A 13,376-nucleotide genomic window follows, 5' to 3' on the forward strand; every position below is an offset into this window, starting at 1 on the left:
TTCCAATTTTAAGGTTTGCCAGATGCTGATTATTCCCGCTATCGATCTCAAAGACGGTGCTTGCGTACGTCTGCGCCAGGGCCGCATGGAAGATTCCACGGTGTTCTCCGATGACCCGGTGAGCATGGCTGCCAAGTGGGTGGAGGGCGGTTGCCGTCGTCTGCATCTGGTCGATCTGAATGGTGCTTTTGAAGGCCAGCCGGTCAACGGTGAAGTGGTCACCGCGATCGCCAAGCGTTACCCGACCCTGCCGATCCAGATCGGTGGCGGCATCCGTTCGCTGGAAACCATCGAGCACTACGTCAAGGCCGGCGTGAGCTACGTGATCATCGGCACCAAAGCCGTTAAGGATCCGGCGTTCGTCGCTGAGGCCTGCCGCGCCTTTCCGGGCAAGATCATCGTGGGTCTGGATGCCAAAGACGGCTTCGTCGCCACCGATGGATGGGCGGAAATCAGCACCGTGCAGGTCATTGACCTGGCCAAACAGTTTGAAGCCGACGGCGTCTCGTCGATCGTTTATACCGACATCGCCAAAGACGGCATGATGCAGGGCTGCAACGTACCGTTCACCGCTGCGCTGGCTGCGGCGACGAAGATCCCGGTGATCGCTTCCGGCGGCATCCACAACCTGGGTGACATCAAGTCGCTGCTCGACGCCAAGGCACCGGGCATTATCGGCGCGATCACGGGCCGGGCGATCTACGAAGGCACCCTCGACGTCGCCGAAGCGCAAGCTTTCTGCGATTCGTACCAAGGCTGAGGACTGACCATGGCGCTGGCCAAACGCATCATCCCTTGCCTGGACGTGGACAACGGCCGGGTCGTCAAAGGCGTGAAGTTCGAGAACATCCGCGACGCCGGTGACCCGGTGGAAATCGCCCGTCGCTACGACGAGCAGGGTGCCGACGAGATTACCTTCCTTGACATCACCGCCAGCGTCGACGGTCGTGACACCACGCTGCATACCGTCGAGCGCATGGCCAGTCAGGTGTTCATCCCGCTGACCGTCGGCGGTGGCGTGCGCACCGTGCAGGACATCCGCAACCTGCTCAATGCCGGCGCGGACAAGGTCTCGATCAACACCGCTGCTGTGTTCAACCCGGAGTTCGTCGGCGAAGCTGCGCAGCATTTCGGCTCGCAGTGCATCGTCGTCGCCATCGACGCCAAGAAAGTCTCCGGCCCCGGCGAAACCCCGCGCTGGGAAATCTTCACCCACGGCGGGCGCAAGCCGACCGGCCTCGACGCAGTCGAGTGGGCGAAGAAAATGGAAGGCCTCGGTGCCGGCGAGATCCTCCTGACCAGCATGGATCAGGACGGCATGAAAAACGGCTTCGACCTCGGCGTGACCCGCGCGATCAGCGACGCGCTGGGCATTCCGGTGATCGCCTCCGGCGGCGTCGGCAATCTGCAGCATCTGGCTGACGGCATTCTTGAAGGCCACGCCAGTGCGGTGCTGGCGGCGAGTATTTTCCACTTTGGCGAATACACCGTGCAGGAAGCCAAGGCTTACATGGCGCATCGCGGCATCGTGATGCGCTGATCAGGTTGAGTCTGAACACGGTCGGGCGCAAACCCATGCGGGTTGCTTGCCGCCCGACGGGTCAAGGTTTTTGCAGTATTTCTGTGCGCACGGCAGAGGTATTGAAGTCGCGATCCATGGTGTAGCTGCACAGCGTCAACGGCAGGGCTTCGTTGGGTACCAGAAAGCTGTCGCCTATCTTGGCGTAGCTTCTCGAATCGATGCCGGCGCAATCTGTTGAATCGACTGCCCCGACGTATATCTGAGTCCAGATATTGCGATCGGTGGTTTGACGATATTCGATCAGCAGTTCTTCAGCGCCGTGCTTGATGTGAGGCGCCGGTTCAGAAAGCGACATCCCGCCTGGATTAACCAGCCGCGCCGGCAGAATTTGTGTGTTGCGTAATTCGCCCGCGATGAGTTGTTGCTCAACTGAGTCGACACCCACCAGGCACAGATAATATAAGCCTGCCATGCTGCCGATCGGTGCATCAACAAGGCCGGTGCTGAGATTGATCGGGTTGCTGTACTCTTCTGGCAGGTAACAGGCATGGGCGTCGCGCACGGTTTTGAATCGAAAGAATTTCGTGCTCATTGAAAAGTTCACGTCCCAGGCTGGACTCTTTTCGTATTCCTTCTGAGGTGCTTTATAAAGCGTAACGTCTGAGTTGGTTCTGGCTCTGAAATTGAATTCAGGCTTTAGCGAGCAGGCAGGCGCATTCATGTTGAAGCGACCTTCAGAAAAACAGGGCATCAGATAATCGATCGGGAAACTCTGGCTGGCCTGATCAGGCAAAACGGATCGGCGATCAGGCTTTGCACAAAGTCCATGCCAAAAGCACAGGTCGCCCGTTGATATCCCATAAGTGGTTCCCGACAGGACGCCGGTAACTTCTCCCGTAGCGATATCAATGACGGGAGAGCCGGATGACCCCGGTTCAATGCCTTTGCAATCCTGTTTCTGGTAATTGGTATGAACGGTCAGATACTTGATCAGTGTCGTGTTTGCTGGCTCTTGAGTACAGGACGATAGCCTCAGGCCCGGCGCACTTGAGGGCGCGCCGATAACCGTGACCTGGGTAAGTTGCTCAGGTGCTTTGGGCGCCGCCTTGAGCGGGTTGATGCCGGCGGCGATCACCGCTTGCAGCGAACTGTTCAATTGCATGACCGCTACATCGGTGCCGGCCAGGCTGGCCCAGTTGATCTTTTGGATGTCGTAACGCCTGCCCTCCAGCTGCGTGTCTTGAAAGTAATTGAATTGTATCTGGCCCTCATAGGAACGATCCGCGACCGTTCCAATCCAGATGGACGCGCAATGTCCGTTGGTAAGGATATACGCCGGGCCGTTTGCGTTATTTTCAGAGTCGCGGCTGTCGACGAGAAAAGCCGTGCAATAGCGAAGGTCTCCTTTGAAGATCTGTCCAATACCATTCAAGTGATTATTCTGGCCAAGAGAATTGTTCAAAAGAACCGGCTCTGCAGGTGCAGGGACTGCATATGAACAAGACGTTAGAGCGAAGGTGATTGCCAGAAAGGCAATAATTGCTGCTATCTTTGATGTGTAGTTCATGACCGATCCTTAGTCGAGGGGTGGAATAATAAAGCCTGGTTCCAATTACTCTAATTTGAATCTTTCATTGTTATGTTATTTGTGCTGTAGCCAAATGTAAGTTATGTGGTTATTGCCAGGAGTTTCAACTCTGTTTGTTGTTGGCGTAGTTAAGAAAGGCCCGCCGAAGGAATAACTTATCGCCGCCTCCGATTGGGCCGAGGCGCATTGATTTCATACAGGCCAGTGGACAGCATGGCGCACCCAAGGCACTCTTGGGCACGCCATGGATTCCGGTAGCCCGACATGATCAAACGCCTGCTTGTTGTTCTCGCCAGCGCCTCATTGTTGCTCATCAGCAATGCCCGGGGCGAAACCAGTCCCGCCACCGATCTGGTGCTGCTCACCGAAAACTTCCCGCCGTACAACATGGCGAAAAACGGCAAGAATTTCGCTCAGGGCGAAAACATCAACGGCATTGCCACTGACATCGTTCGCGAGATGTTCCAGCGCGCCGGCCTCACTTACAGCCTGACCCTGCGTTTCCCCTGGGAGCGCGTCTACAAACTCGCGCTGGAAAATCCCGGCTACGGGGCCTTCGTCATGGCGCGCCTGCCCGATCGCGAAAAACTGTTCAAGTGGGTCGGCCCGATCGGCCCGGATGACTGGATCCTGCTGGCCAAGGCTGACAGCAAGATCACTCTCGAGACCCTCAATGATGCGCGCAAGTACAAGATCGGCGCCTACAAGGGTGACGCGATTGCCGAGACACTCACCAAGCAAGGCCTCAAACCGGTAGTGGTGCTGCGCGATCAGGACAACGCAAAAAAACTGCTTAATGGTCAGATCGATCTGTGGGCCACGGGTGATCCTGCCGGCCGTTATCTGGCGCGGCAGGATGGCGTGACCGGTCTGAAGACCGTGCTGCGCTTCAACAGCGCCGAGCTGTACCTGGCGCTGAACAAGGACGTTTCCGATGAGGTGGTGAACAAGCTTCAGACCGCGCTGGATCAACTGCGCAAAGAAGGCGTGGTCGATGAAATCATGGCGCGCTATCTGTAGCGGCGGACGGGTCGGGCTCTGGCAGCGGGGCGCTGATTTCGTTCTCGCTCAGAGACGGCTGCACAGCCTGATCTTCGACTGCCTCCGTATCTGGCGCGACGATGATTTCGGGCTCGGTTGCCGCGTACTGGCTGATGTGCAGGCTATTGCCATCGGTGTAGCTGAAGCCGTCCGTCACTGAGGTGCCGTCGGCGCGCACCAGTCTGTAATCGCTCTGCACCAGATAGGCCGCCACTGAGCGGTTTTTGTCCACCACCGCAACCACTTCGATTGCCGCCGTATTGAGCCAATCATTCGCATGCACTTCGCATTGGGTGAAATCATGGCCCAGGCGTGCGGAAAACATCAGCGCGCTGTGCTGACCGGTTTTCCATTGGGCGCCGAATTCGACGGAAGTCGTTTGGGTGAAAGTCCGCAAGCCCGCAGTGCGTTGAGCGCGAGGCGCAGTCCATCTGAATATCTGACTGTTGTTGCCACTGTTGCGTGCGTGTCCGACGAGCACGTACCGATCCTTGCGTTCCAGCAGGTAGGAAGGTGCATGACGCAACTGCTCGGCGACGGTGTAACGCGGATCCTTAACCGTGAACCAGGGCAGAACGGCGCTGTAAGTAGGATCGTCCACTGCGTCTACAGGGGTCGGCGTTTCCCCGCAGAGAATCGGTGGCGATGGGCGTGTGTAAAGCTGCAGGCCAATCTGCAAGCGCAAGCAATAGACGGGGAAACTGGCAGGTCGGGTGTAGTCACTCAAGCTGAAAAAACTGCCCGATGCTAAATAGACCTCGCCCGGTGAAGCCGCTGGAGGAACGGCGCTCCAGCTACTGATGCGCTGCCGGGCTTTGCTGCCTTTGTCGTCCCAGATCAACTCGCTTGAATTCGAAGCAATCACCAGGTCTGCACGAACGCAGCGGACCGCGTTCAGCGACGGTTTTTCATGATCATTCGAACATACCGACCCCAGCGCCACGTAGCCTGCGGGAGGCAGCGGTCGCCAGATCGACAGATCTCGTTTTGAGCCTGACCCGGAATCCTTCCAGACCAACTCATAATCATCGGGGCGCCGCAGCGCCCGGCCTTTGGTGGGGTCAGTGCTGGCGATATCTGCCTCACAAGCCACCGCCACCACTCGTTCGCCATTGATGTTGCCAACGCCTCTGGTGACGACATCGCCCAAGGGGAAATAACCGGGCAGCGCGTCGGGAGCCGGGGTCGGGCGCCAGAACGACGCAGGTCTGGACGACACACCGTCGGTATCCCAGATGCGCAGGAATTCTGTTGTGAAGTTGATCAGCAGGTTATCGATGCGGATCGGTTCAGCTCGCCCAACGGGCGGGATGATCGGGGCATTGCTTGTCATGGGCACTCCTGATAGTTGAAAGCGACTCAAAGGAGCCGCGACCTGTTGCAGGTCTCACTATCCGGAACGAGGCGGGGCGTTCGGTGGTAACTATGTATTGCAAGGTGACCGGGTGTTACCGGTAAACGCCGTCCTTGCCATGGCCAGCCATGGCACGGTTGCTGCGCACGCTGATCATCTGCCTGATATCGATCCAATCGATGCCTTGCGCCTTCAGCTTGGGCAACTCGCGCTCGAGCACCGCCAGCGTCTGCGGATACGGATGGCCGATCATTACCGCTGAACCTTGTTTATGGGCCAGGGCGATCGCGGTTTGCAACTGAGTGGCGATCGCCGCTTCGGTACGTTCGTCATCGAGGAATACGTCTCGCGAGACACTCGCCAGATCGATTTTATGCGCCTGCTGCGCGGCGACCGTTTGAGCGCTGGTGCGGCTGTCGACGAAGAACTTGTGCCGGCGCTGCAACTCAGCCATCAACCACGCCATCGCCGCTGGCTGCGCGGTCATGCGGCTGCCCATGTGATTGTTGATGCCGGCGGTGAATGGCACTTTTTCGAACGCCGCATTCAGGCGTTTCTGCAGCTCTTCGATCGGCAGTTCCGGATGCCAGGCATCCGGCCCGGTGGCCGGGTCCATTGGCATGTGCAGGATGACGAGTTTGCCCGCGCGATGGGCCTCGCGGGCAAACTCGGTAGCGTGCGGCGTATCCGGCATGATCGCGGTGGTCACCGGGCCGGGCAGGGCGAGCACGCGACGATCCCGGGGCAGGTTCTGCCCCAGGTCATCGATGATCAGCGTCAGGTAGGCTTTGTGTGGTTTCGGGCTGGCGGGCTCTGCGTGAACAGTACCCGCCAGACTGCACAATAGAACGAACAGAAAACGCAGCGACATCCTCAACGGCCGGATGTGATGCTCAGCCCTTTGAGCAGGCTCAGGGCTTGGGCGAGCTGATAATCGTCATCCTGCGGCATGGCTTTGGCCTTGCCAGCCGAACCGCTCGGTTTGTCGGCGCCGCCGTTGCCGTTGCCCAGGTGGCCCTGCAGATCGGCTTCCTTGAAGTATTCGCTGTCGACTTCGTTGGTGATTTTCGCGCGGCGCACTTCGATGTCCGGGACGATGCCCTGGGCCTGGATCGAACGGCCATTGGGCGTAAAGTACAGCGCGGTGGTGATTTTCAATGCTCGGTCGTTGTTCAGCGGCAGCACGGTTTGTACCGAGCCCTTGCCGAAACTGGTTGTGCCCATGACCACGGCGCGTTTCTGGTCCTGCAGGGCGCCTGCGACAATTTCCGAAGCCGAAGCGCTGCCGCCGTTGATCAGCACGACCATCGGCACTGCTTCGCTTTCGTCCTTGCCGGTCGCGGAGAAGCGCAGTTCGGAATTGGCGATGCGGCCCTTGGTGTAAACGATCAGGCCTTTGGTGATGAAGTGGTCGACCACTTCCACCGCCGATTGCAGCACGCCGCCCGGGTTGTTACGCAGGTCGAGAATGATGCCGTTGAGCTTCTTGCCGTTGTCCTTGCGCAGCTTGGCCAGCGCCTTGGAGACTTCGTCACCGGTCTTGACCTGGAACTGGGTAATGCGGATGTAGCCGTAACCCGATTCGAGCAGCTGTGCCTTGACGCTCTTGACCTGAATCACCGCACGCGCCAGGGTCACGTCGAACGGCGTACCGCCATCGCGCACAAGGGTCAGGGTGATTTTCTGGCCGATCTTGCCGCGCATCTTGTCGACGGCTTCGGTCATGGTCTGGCCGCGCGTAGGCTGGCCATTGATCTTGACGATGAAGTCGCCGGCCTGAATACCCGCTTTCGACGCCGGGGTGTCATCGATCGGCGAGACGACCTTGATGAAGCCATCCTCGGCGCCGACTTCGATGCCCAGGCCGCCGAATTCACCGCTGGTGCTTTCCTGCAGCTCGGTGAAATCTTCCGGGCCGAGGTAGGCCGAATGCGGGTCAAGGTTGCTGAGCATGCCCTTGATCGCGTTTTCCAGCAGGGTCTTGTCGTCCACCGGTTCGACGTACGCGGCTTTGATCCGGTCCATGACCTCGGCGAAAGTACGCAGCTCTTCCAGCGGTAGTGGCGCCTTGGCGGTTGCAGCAGTGCCTGCCGGAGCCACGGCCGGTGCCGGTTGCGCGGCGAACGCCAGAGGCGCGCCGATCACCAGAGCGATCGTCAGGGCCAGCGAGGTAAGGCGGGACAAATGCAGCATGTCGAACGAACTCCTGAATTAGGTGGTGCGCTTATCCTTGCGCACGACACCATTGCGCCGGATCACTCGGGTGACCCTGCTGACGAATTGCGAAATACAGCGCGGGCGTGTCCTGACCGCCACTGTTACCGACAGTGGAGATCGACTCACCCGCTTTGACCACATCACCCGCCGACTTGAGCAGCGTCTGGTTGTGGCCGTACAGACTCAAAAAACCGTTGCCGTGATCGAGGATCACCAGCAGCCCGGCACCGCGCAGCCAGTCGGCGAACACCACGCGACCGCCATGGACGGCATGCACCTGACTGCCAGCGGAGGCGCTGATCATCACGCCGTCCCACTTGGTGCGGGCATCGTCGCCGCGGCTTTCACCGAAGCGTGCGAGTAATCGACCATCAACCGGCCACGGAAGTTTTCCCCGGGTTGCAGCAAAAGGCCCGCCAAACGTCTCGCCGCTGCTCGATACCAGCGCGCCGGGGCTTGATCTGGCGGGTTTTCGTGGGGCGTCGCTGGTGTCAGCCTGCGCCTCACGCAAGCGCTTTTTTTCCGCTTCCTGCTGGGCGATCAGCGCTTTCTGCCGCGCTTCTTCTGCCTCACGAGCCTGACGGGCCAGGGTTTCTTCGATGGTTTTAAGGACTTTAGACAGGTCTGCCTGATCCTGCTCGCGGGCGGCGAGTTTCTGGTCGCGGGCTTTCACGTCTTCATTGAGTTTGGCGAGAACCTGCTGGCGTTCCTTGCGAACCTTCTCGAGTGCTTCGCGCTGAGTGTCGAGATCGCTTTTCTGCACCAGCAACTGCGCCTGCTGCAGACCGATGTCTTTTTCGACATTGGCCAGTTGGCGCAGGGTTTCGTTGAAGTTTTTCAGCTGCTCCAGGCGAGCCTGGCTCAGGTAATCGTAATAGGTCAGGGTGCGGGCGAATTTCTCGGGGTTCTGCTGGTTGAGCAGCAGCTTGAGATATTCCTGCCGGCCGTTCTGATAGGCCGCACGGGCCTGAATCGCGATCAGTCGCTGCTGTTCAGTGCGCGCGCTCTGGAGTTTTTTTTTCTCTGCATCGAGCCGCTGCAGCTCGGATTCGCTTTTCTGCAGTTCTTTCTGCAGGGCGTCGACCTGCTTCTGCAGCTTGCCCATCTCGGTTTCAGTGCCCTTGAGCTCTTTCTGCACGCCGGATTTTTCTTCCTGCAACTTGCCCAGAAGCTTTTTCAGCTCGGCAATGTCCTGACGCGTGGCGTCCAACTGCTGTTGGGTTTGCGCGCGCTCGTCGGCGAAGGCCGGCTGGAGCAGACAGGTCAGAGCAAGGGCGATCAGGACGCGAAGCATAGGGGCGGGCGGCACCAGGGTAAGGGACGGCCTAGTATGCCCGCCCGAGGCTGCAAAAAAAACGCCCAATTGGGGCTGTGTGATAACTGGACAGAAAAACACCAAAATCCACTGTGGGAGCGGGCTTGCTCGCGAAAGCGCTGTGTCAGGCGACATTGATATCGACTGATCCATCGTATTCGCGAGCAAGCCCGCCTCCACAGGGATTAGCGGCGTTTATACGAGGATGGAAGTGCCGGTCATCTCTGTCGGTTTTTCCAGGCCCAGCAGCATCAGCATGGTCGGCGCTACGTCGGCCAGTACGCCACCCTCACGCACCTTGAGGTCGCGTTTGCCGACATAGATGAACGGCACCGGCTCGGTGGTGTGCGCGGTGTGCGCCTGGCCGGTGGATTCGTCGGCCATCTGCTCGACGTTGCCGTGGTCGGCGGTGATCAGTGCTTCGCCGCCGACTTTTTCCAGAGCGTCAACGATGCGGCCGACGCAGGTGTCCAGGCATTCGACCGCTTTGACCGCTGCGTCGAACACGCCGCTGTGGCCGACCATGTCGCCGTTGGCGTAGTTGACCACGATCACGTCGTAACGCTGGTTTTCGATGGCATCGACGATGCGGTCGGTCACCTCGGGTGCGCTCATTTCCGGCTGCAAGTCGTAGGTGGCGACTTTCGGCGACGGAATCAGGATGCGCTCTTCGCCCGGGAATGGTTCTTCGCGACCGCCGGAGAAGAAGAAGGTCACATGAGCGTATTTTTCGGTTTCAGCGATGCGCAGCTGGGTCTTGCCGTTTTTCGCCAGGTAATCGCCGAGGACGTTTTCCAGGCTGCCGGCGGCGAAGGCCGACGGTGCCGGGATGCTTGCGGCGTACTGGGTCAGCATGACGAAACCGGCCAGTTTCGGCTGACGGGCGCGCTCGAATTCCTTGAAATCGTCTTCGACGAACACCCGGGTCAGCTCGCGGGCGCGGTCGGCACGGAAGTTCATGAACACCACGGCGTCACCGTCTTCGACTTTGACCGGCTCGCCGATGGAAGTGGCTTTGACGAACTCGTCGCTTTCGCCACGGGCGTAAGCGGCTTCGAGGCCTTCCTGAGCGGTGGCGGCGTTGAATTCGCCCTTGCCATCGACGATCAGGTTATAGGCCTGGGCGACACGATCCCAACGGTTGTCGCGATCCATGGCGAAGTAGCGGCCAATGATGCTGGCGATCCGGCCTTTACCGAGTGCCTGGAAGGACGCGTCGAGCAGTTCGATCGACGAAGCAGCGCTTTTTGGCGGCGTGTCGCGGCCATCGAGGAAAGCGTGCAGGTAGATTTTCTCGGCGCCGCGCTTGAAGGCCAGTTCGGCCATGGCAATCAGGTGATCCTGGTGGCTGTGTACGCCGCCATCCGACAGCAGGCCCATGAAGTGCACAGCCTTGCCGGCGGCCACGGCCTTATCCACAGCGGCGCAGATGGTGGGGTTTTCGAAGAACTCGCCATCGCGAATCGCTTTGGTCACACGGGTGAAGTCCTGATACACCACGCGCCCGGCGCCGAGGTTCATATGGCCGACTTCGGAGTTGCCCATCTGGCCGTCCGGCAGGCCGACGTCCATCCCGCTGCCCGAGATCAAGCCGTTCGGCACCGTGGCCCACAGACGATCCAGGACAGGTTTCTTCGCCGCGAACACGGCATTGGATTCGGGGCTGTCGCTGTGACCGAAGCCGTCGAGAATCATCAGGACCAAAGGTTTGGGCGTAGTCGTCATGGAATCCACTCGTGGCTGATAAATGAAGAGGGCGATGCAAAACGGAGTTGGAGTTTAAAGCGAAGTTCCGACCACGTCACCGCCGGACGGGGTTTGGCCGACCATAGTGGCTGTGTATACTGGCCGACATTTTAACGCCCTGGAACCTCCTTCGATGGTTGCTCACCTGATTGAATTTGCCACTAACCACTACATTCTTGTCGGTATCTTCGTCGTACTGCTGGCTCTGTTGCTGGCGCATACGATGCAGGGCGGCGGTAAAAGCCTGAGCACCGGCGAGCTGACCGCACTGGTCAATAAAGATGCAGGCGTGGTGGTAGACATCCGTCCGGCCAAGGATTACGCCGCAGGCCACATCGTCGGAGCGGTGAACATCCCGCAGGACAAACTGGCTGCCCGTGCCGGCGAGCTGGAAAAGCACAAGTCCAAGACCATCATTCTGGTCGATGCCCTCGGTCAGACCGCCGGCACCCACGCCCGCGAACTGATGAAATCCGGCTTCACCGCCGCCAAGCTGTCCGGCGGGATTTCCAGCTGGAAAGGCGACAACCTGCCATTGGTGAAGTGATATGAGCCACGTCGTCGTCTACTCCAGCGATTACTGCCCTTACTGCTCGCGCGCCAAGCACCTGCTCGCCAGCAAAGGCGTGGCCTTCGAAGAGATCAAGGTCGATGGCAAGCCGCAGCTGCGCGCCGAAATGACCAAAAAGGCCGGGCGCACGTCCGTGCCGCAGATCTGGATCGGCGACAAGCACATCGGCGGTTGTGATGATTTGTACGCCCTGGAGCGCGCCGGCAAACTCGACGCGCTGCTCAAGGGCTGAACGGCTGCACCCACGTACAGCACTCCCTAAAAGACCCAAGATCGATAAGGATCTGAGATGACTGACCAACAGAACACTGCAGCCAGCGAAGAAGAAACCGCACCGCAATTTTCCTTGCAGCGCATCTACGTACGCGACCTGTCCTTCGAAGCCCCGAAAAGCCCGGCGATCTTTCGCCAGCAGTGGGAACCGGCGGTCGGTCTGGATCTGAACACTCGCCAGAAAGCGCTGGAAGGCGACTTCTACGAAGTGGTGCTGACCCTTTCCGTGACCGTGAAAAACGGCGAAGAAGTGGCCTTCATCGCTGAAGTACAACAGGCCGGTATCTTCCTGATCAAGAACCTGGACGCGGCTTCGATGAGCCACACCCTCGGTGCGTTCTGCCCGAACATCCTGTTCCCGTACGCGCGCGAAACCCTGGACAGCCTGGTCACCCGTGGTTCGTTCCCGGCACTGATGCTGGCCCCGGTGAACTTCGACGCCCTGTACGCGCAAGAACTGCAGCGCATGCAGGAAAGCGGCGAGACGCCAACCGTTCAGTAAATACCAGCGTTGACGCAAGTCCAATGTGGGAGCGGGCTTGCTCGCGAAGGCGGCGTGTCAGGCGACAGTGATGTCATCTGGTGCACCTTTCGCGAGCAAGCCCGCTCCCACATTTGCTATGCATCGTTATTTGAAGTCGTTCTGCCGCCAGGCTTCGTAAACGGCGACTGCAACGGTGTTGGACAGGTTCAGGCTGCGGCAGCCTTCGCGCATCGGCAGCCGCAGGCGCTGTTCCGGCGGCAGGGCATCGAGCACTTCGGCGGGCAAACCGCGGCTTTCCGGGCCGAAGACAAACGCATCGCCGGGCACGAACGCCGCGTCGTGAAACGGTCGCGAGCCCTTGGTCGTAAAGGCGAACAAGCGTGGATTGCCGAGGCTTTCCAGACAACTGGCCAGATCGGCGTGGCGCTGCAACGTGGCATATTCGTGGTAGTCGAGACCGGCGCGGCGCAGGCGCTTGTCGTCCATCTCGAAACCCAGCGGTTCGATCAAATGCAGGTGGCAGCCGCTGTTGGCGCACAGCCTGATAACGTTGCCGGTATTCGGCGGAATTTCTGGTTGAAAAAGGATGACGTGAAACATGCACGGCTCCGAAGGTAAAGATGAGCGGCATTCTACGCCGCCTGTGGACAACCGTTCGAAACTATTGCCGCGGGTGATCGGTTCGTTGGCGATTGTCGGCCTGATGGTGGGGCTGATGATCGGCCGTCTGACCACGCCGGACCCCAGCGTGCTGCAGCAGGTCGAGGTCAGCGATGGCGGCCTGGCGGTGTGGTTCAACAACGAACCGAAGCTGCATGGCGAGATCATCGACGGCAGCGTGGCGCTGCTGTTTCAGGCTGAAGGGCACGCGCAAAAAGGTCAGCTGAAACTCAATGGCCGGGACGTCAACTGGCGCACGCGCAAGAGTGATGGCGGCTTGCTGTTGACAGTGCTGGCGGCACGGCCACTGAAAGGCGAGTGGGTCGGCAGCGAAGTCGACGGCCGTTGGCGGCTGGAGATCCGTTTGCAATCGAACTGATCGCAATCCTGCCATCGTTCTCGAGCCTCCCTACGCTTTTTGACGTCGTTTCCCACTACGTCTGTCTGTCTTTCCACTCTTCTTCAATGCTTGCACACGCTATCTTGCGATCCTCTTTTAACCCGGCAGGATGCCGAAAGCGCTCGTCCCTCGCACGACTGTCAGGGGCGACTTTTTTCAAGGATGGAAAACATGCCAATAAAACCACCTACCGGTGGCAGCTCCC

The 13,376-nt window shown here is 59.4% G+C and carries 14 protein-coding genes; 7 read left to right on the top strand and 7 right to left on the bottom strand.

Features of this window, described 5'->3' with window-relative positions; all coding sequences use genetic code 11:
• Positions 1 to 22 precede the first annotated feature (22 nt).
• Together hisA and hisF are read left to right on the top strand one after the other, a co-directional pair.
• Positions 23 to 760: a 1-(5-phosphoribosyl)-5-[(5-phosphoribosylamino)methylideneamino]imidazole-4-carboxamide isomerase gene (gene hisA / locus ACP7D9_RS16100; protein WP_003220753.1), complete on the top strand. Its 738-nt coding sequence runs from the start codon at positions 23 to 25 to the stop codon at positions 758 to 760.
• Positions 761 to 769: 9 nt separating this feature from the next.
• Entirely contained in the window at positions 770 to 1,540 is a 771-nt protein-coding gene (gene hisF, locus ACP7D9_RS16105) for an imidazole glycerol phosphate synthase subunit HisF (RefSeq protein ID WP_007897430.1), read from the top strand.
• A 61-nt stretch (positions 1,541 to 1,601) separates the two neighbouring features.
• Here hisF and ACP7D9_RS16110 read toward each other — a convergent pair whose 3' ends face one another.
• The gene (locus ACP7D9_RS16110) at positions 1,602 to 3,089 is read right to left on the bottom strand and encodes a trypsin-like serine peptidase (protein ID WP_426158514.1); all 1,488 of its coding nucleotides are present in this window, start codon (positions 3,087 to 3,089) and stop codon (positions 1,602 to 1,604) included.
• Positions 3,090 to 3,374: 285 nt separating this feature from the next.
• Here ACP7D9_RS16110 and ACP7D9_RS16115 point away from each other — a divergent pair, with 285 nt between their 5' ends.
• The gene (locus tag ACP7D9_RS16115; RefSeq protein WP_426158516.1) at positions 3,375 to 4,130 is read left to right on the top strand and encodes a substrate-binding periplasmic protein; all 756 of its coding nucleotides are present in this window, start codon (positions 3,375 to 3,377) and stop codon (positions 4,128 to 4,130) included.
• Here ACP7D9_RS16115 and ACP7D9_RS16120 read toward each other — a convergent pair.
• The 5 genes from ACP7D9_RS16120 to gpmI all read right to left on the bottom strand — a co-directional run bounded on the left by ACP7D9_RS16120 (position 4,111) and on the right by gpmI (position 10,762).
• Entirely contained in the window at positions 4,111 to 5,484 is a 1,374-nt protein-coding gene (locus tag ACP7D9_RS16120) for a Vps62-related protein (RefSeq protein WP_426158518.1), read from the bottom strand. The genes ACP7D9_RS16115 and ACP7D9_RS16120 overlap by 20 nt on opposite strands.
• Positions 5,485 to 5,599: 115 nt before the next feature.
• Positions 5,600 to 6,376, bottom strand: a complete 777-nt coding sequence (locus ACP7D9_RS16125; RefSeq protein WP_426158520.1) for a divergent polysaccharide deacetylase family protein — start codon at positions 6,374 to 6,376, stop codon at positions 5,600 to 5,602.
• A 2-nt stretch (positions 6,377 to 6,378) separates the two neighbouring features.
• Positions 6,379 to 7,698: a S41 family peptidase gene (locus ACP7D9_RS16130; protein ID WP_101156775.1), complete on the bottom strand. Its 1,320-nt coding sequence runs from the start codon at positions 7,696 to 7,698 to the stop codon at positions 6,379 to 6,381.
• Positions 7,699 to 7,729: 31 nt separating this feature from the next.
• A complete protein-coding gene (locus ACP7D9_RS16135) occupies positions 7,730 to 9,016 on the bottom strand; it encodes a murein hydrolase activator EnvC family protein (RefSeq protein ID WP_426158522.1) in 1,287 nt (428 codons plus the stop codon).
• 216 nt (positions 9,017 to 9,232) lie between these two features.
• Positions 9,233 to 10,762 (bottom strand): 2,3-bisphosphoglycerate-independent phosphoglycerate mutase, encoded by a 1,530-nt coding sequence (gene gpmI / locus ACP7D9_RS16140; RefSeq protein ID WP_426158523.1) that lies wholly within the window; start codon positions 10,760 to 10,762, stop codon positions 9,233 to 9,235.
• 154 nt (positions 10,763 to 10,916) lie between these two features.
• Between gpmI and ACP7D9_RS16145 the strand changes: the two genes are divergently transcribed.
• From ACP7D9_RS16145 to secB, 3 genes are read left to right on the top strand one after another with little or no spacing between them, the layout of a single operon-like run.
• A complete protein-coding gene (locus tag ACP7D9_RS16145; RefSeq protein WP_101156769.1) occupies positions 10,917 to 11,330 on the top strand; it encodes a rhodanese-like domain-containing protein in 414 nt (137 codons plus the stop codon).
• Position 11,331: 1 nt separating this feature from the next.
• Entirely contained in the window at positions 11,332 to 11,586 is a 255-nt protein-coding gene (gene grxC, locus ACP7D9_RS16150; protein ID WP_312997976.1) for a glutaredoxin 3, read from the top strand.
• Between the two features lie 57 nt (positions 11,587 to 11,643).
• The gene (gene secB, locus ACP7D9_RS16155) at positions 11,644 to 12,129 is read left to right on the top strand and encodes a protein-export chaperone SecB (RefSeq protein ID WP_426158526.1); all 486 of its coding nucleotides are present in this window, start codon (positions 11,644 to 11,646) and stop codon (positions 12,127 to 12,129) included.
• Between the two features lie 126 nt (positions 12,130 to 12,255).
• Here the strand turns inward: secB and ACP7D9_RS16160 are convergent, their stop codons facing one another.
• Entirely contained in the window at positions 12,256 to 12,711 is a 456-nt protein-coding gene (locus ACP7D9_RS16160) for a tRNA (cytidine(34)-2'-O)-methyltransferase (protein ID WP_426158528.1), read from the bottom strand.
• On the opposite strand from ACP7D9_RS16160, the gene ACP7D9_RS16165 reads away from it, so the two are divergent.
• Positions 12,710 to 13,150 carry a hypothetical protein gene (locus tag ACP7D9_RS16165; protein ID WP_426158530.1) on the top strand — a complete coding sequence of 147 codons (441 nt, stop codon included), beginning with the start codon at positions 12,710 to 12,712 and terminating at the stop codon, positions 13,148 to 13,150. The genes ACP7D9_RS16160 and ACP7D9_RS16165 overlap by 2 nt on opposite strands.
• Positions 13,151 to 13,376: the final 226 nt, after the last annotated feature.

This window comes from Pseudomonas sp. TSRC2-2, assembly GCF_049897785.1.
Classification (GTDB): Bacteria; Pseudomonadota; Gammaproteobacteria; order Pseudomonadales; family Pseudomonadaceae; genus Aquipseudomonas.

Coding starts and splice junctions, on each gene's coding strand:
- gpmI (WP_426158523.1), bottom strand. CDS start 10,762: ATGACGACTACGCCCAAACCTTTGGTCCTGATGATTCTCGACGGCTTC.
- ACP7D9_RS16120 (WP_426158518.1), bottom strand. CDS start 5,484: ATGACAAGCAATGCCCCGATCATCCCGCCCGTTGGGCGAGCTGAACCG.
- hisA (WP_003220753.1), top strand. CDS start 23: ATGCTGATTATTCCCGCTATCGATCTCAAAGACGGTGCTTGCGTACGT.
- grxC (WP_312997976.1), top strand. CDS start 11,332: ATGAGCCACGTCGTCGTCTACTCCAGCGATTACTGCCCTTACTGCTCG.
- hisF (WP_007897430.1), top strand. CDS start 770: ATGGCGCTGGCCAAACGCATCATCCCTTGCCTGGACGTGGACAACGGC.
- ACP7D9_RS16160 (WP_426158528.1), bottom strand. CDS start 12,711: ATGTTTCACGTCATCCTTTTTCAACCAGAAATTCCGCCGAATACCGGC.
- ACP7D9_RS16135 (WP_426158522.1), bottom strand. CDS start 9,016: ATGCTTCGCGTCCTGATCGCCCTTGCTCTGACCTGTCTGCTCCAGCCG.
- ACP7D9_RS16115 (WP_426158516.1), top strand. CDS start 3,375: ATGATCAAACGCCTGCTTGTTGTTCTCGCCAGCGCCTCATTGTTGCTC.
- ACP7D9_RS16110 (WP_426158514.1), bottom strand. CDS start 3,089: ATGAACTACACATCAAAGATAGCAGCAATTATTGCCTTTCTGGCAATC.
- ACP7D9_RS16145 (WP_101156769.1), top strand. CDS start 10,917: ATGGTTGCTCACCTGATTGAATTTGCCACTAACCACTACATTCTTGTC.
- ACP7D9_RS16165 (WP_426158530.1), top strand. CDS start 12,710: ATGCACGGCTCCGAAGGTAAAGATGAGCGGCATTCTACGCCGCCTGTG.
- ACP7D9_RS16130 (WP_101156775.1), bottom strand. CDS start 7,698: ATGCTGCATTTGTCCCGCCTTACCTCGCTGGCCCTGACGATCGCTCTG.
- secB (WP_426158526.1), top strand. CDS start 11,644: ATGACTGACCAACAGAACACTGCAGCCAGCGAAGAAGAAACCGCACCG.
- ACP7D9_RS16125 (WP_426158520.1), bottom strand. CDS start 6,376: ATGTCGCTGCGTTTTCTGTTCGTTCTATTGTGCAGTCTGGCGGGTACT.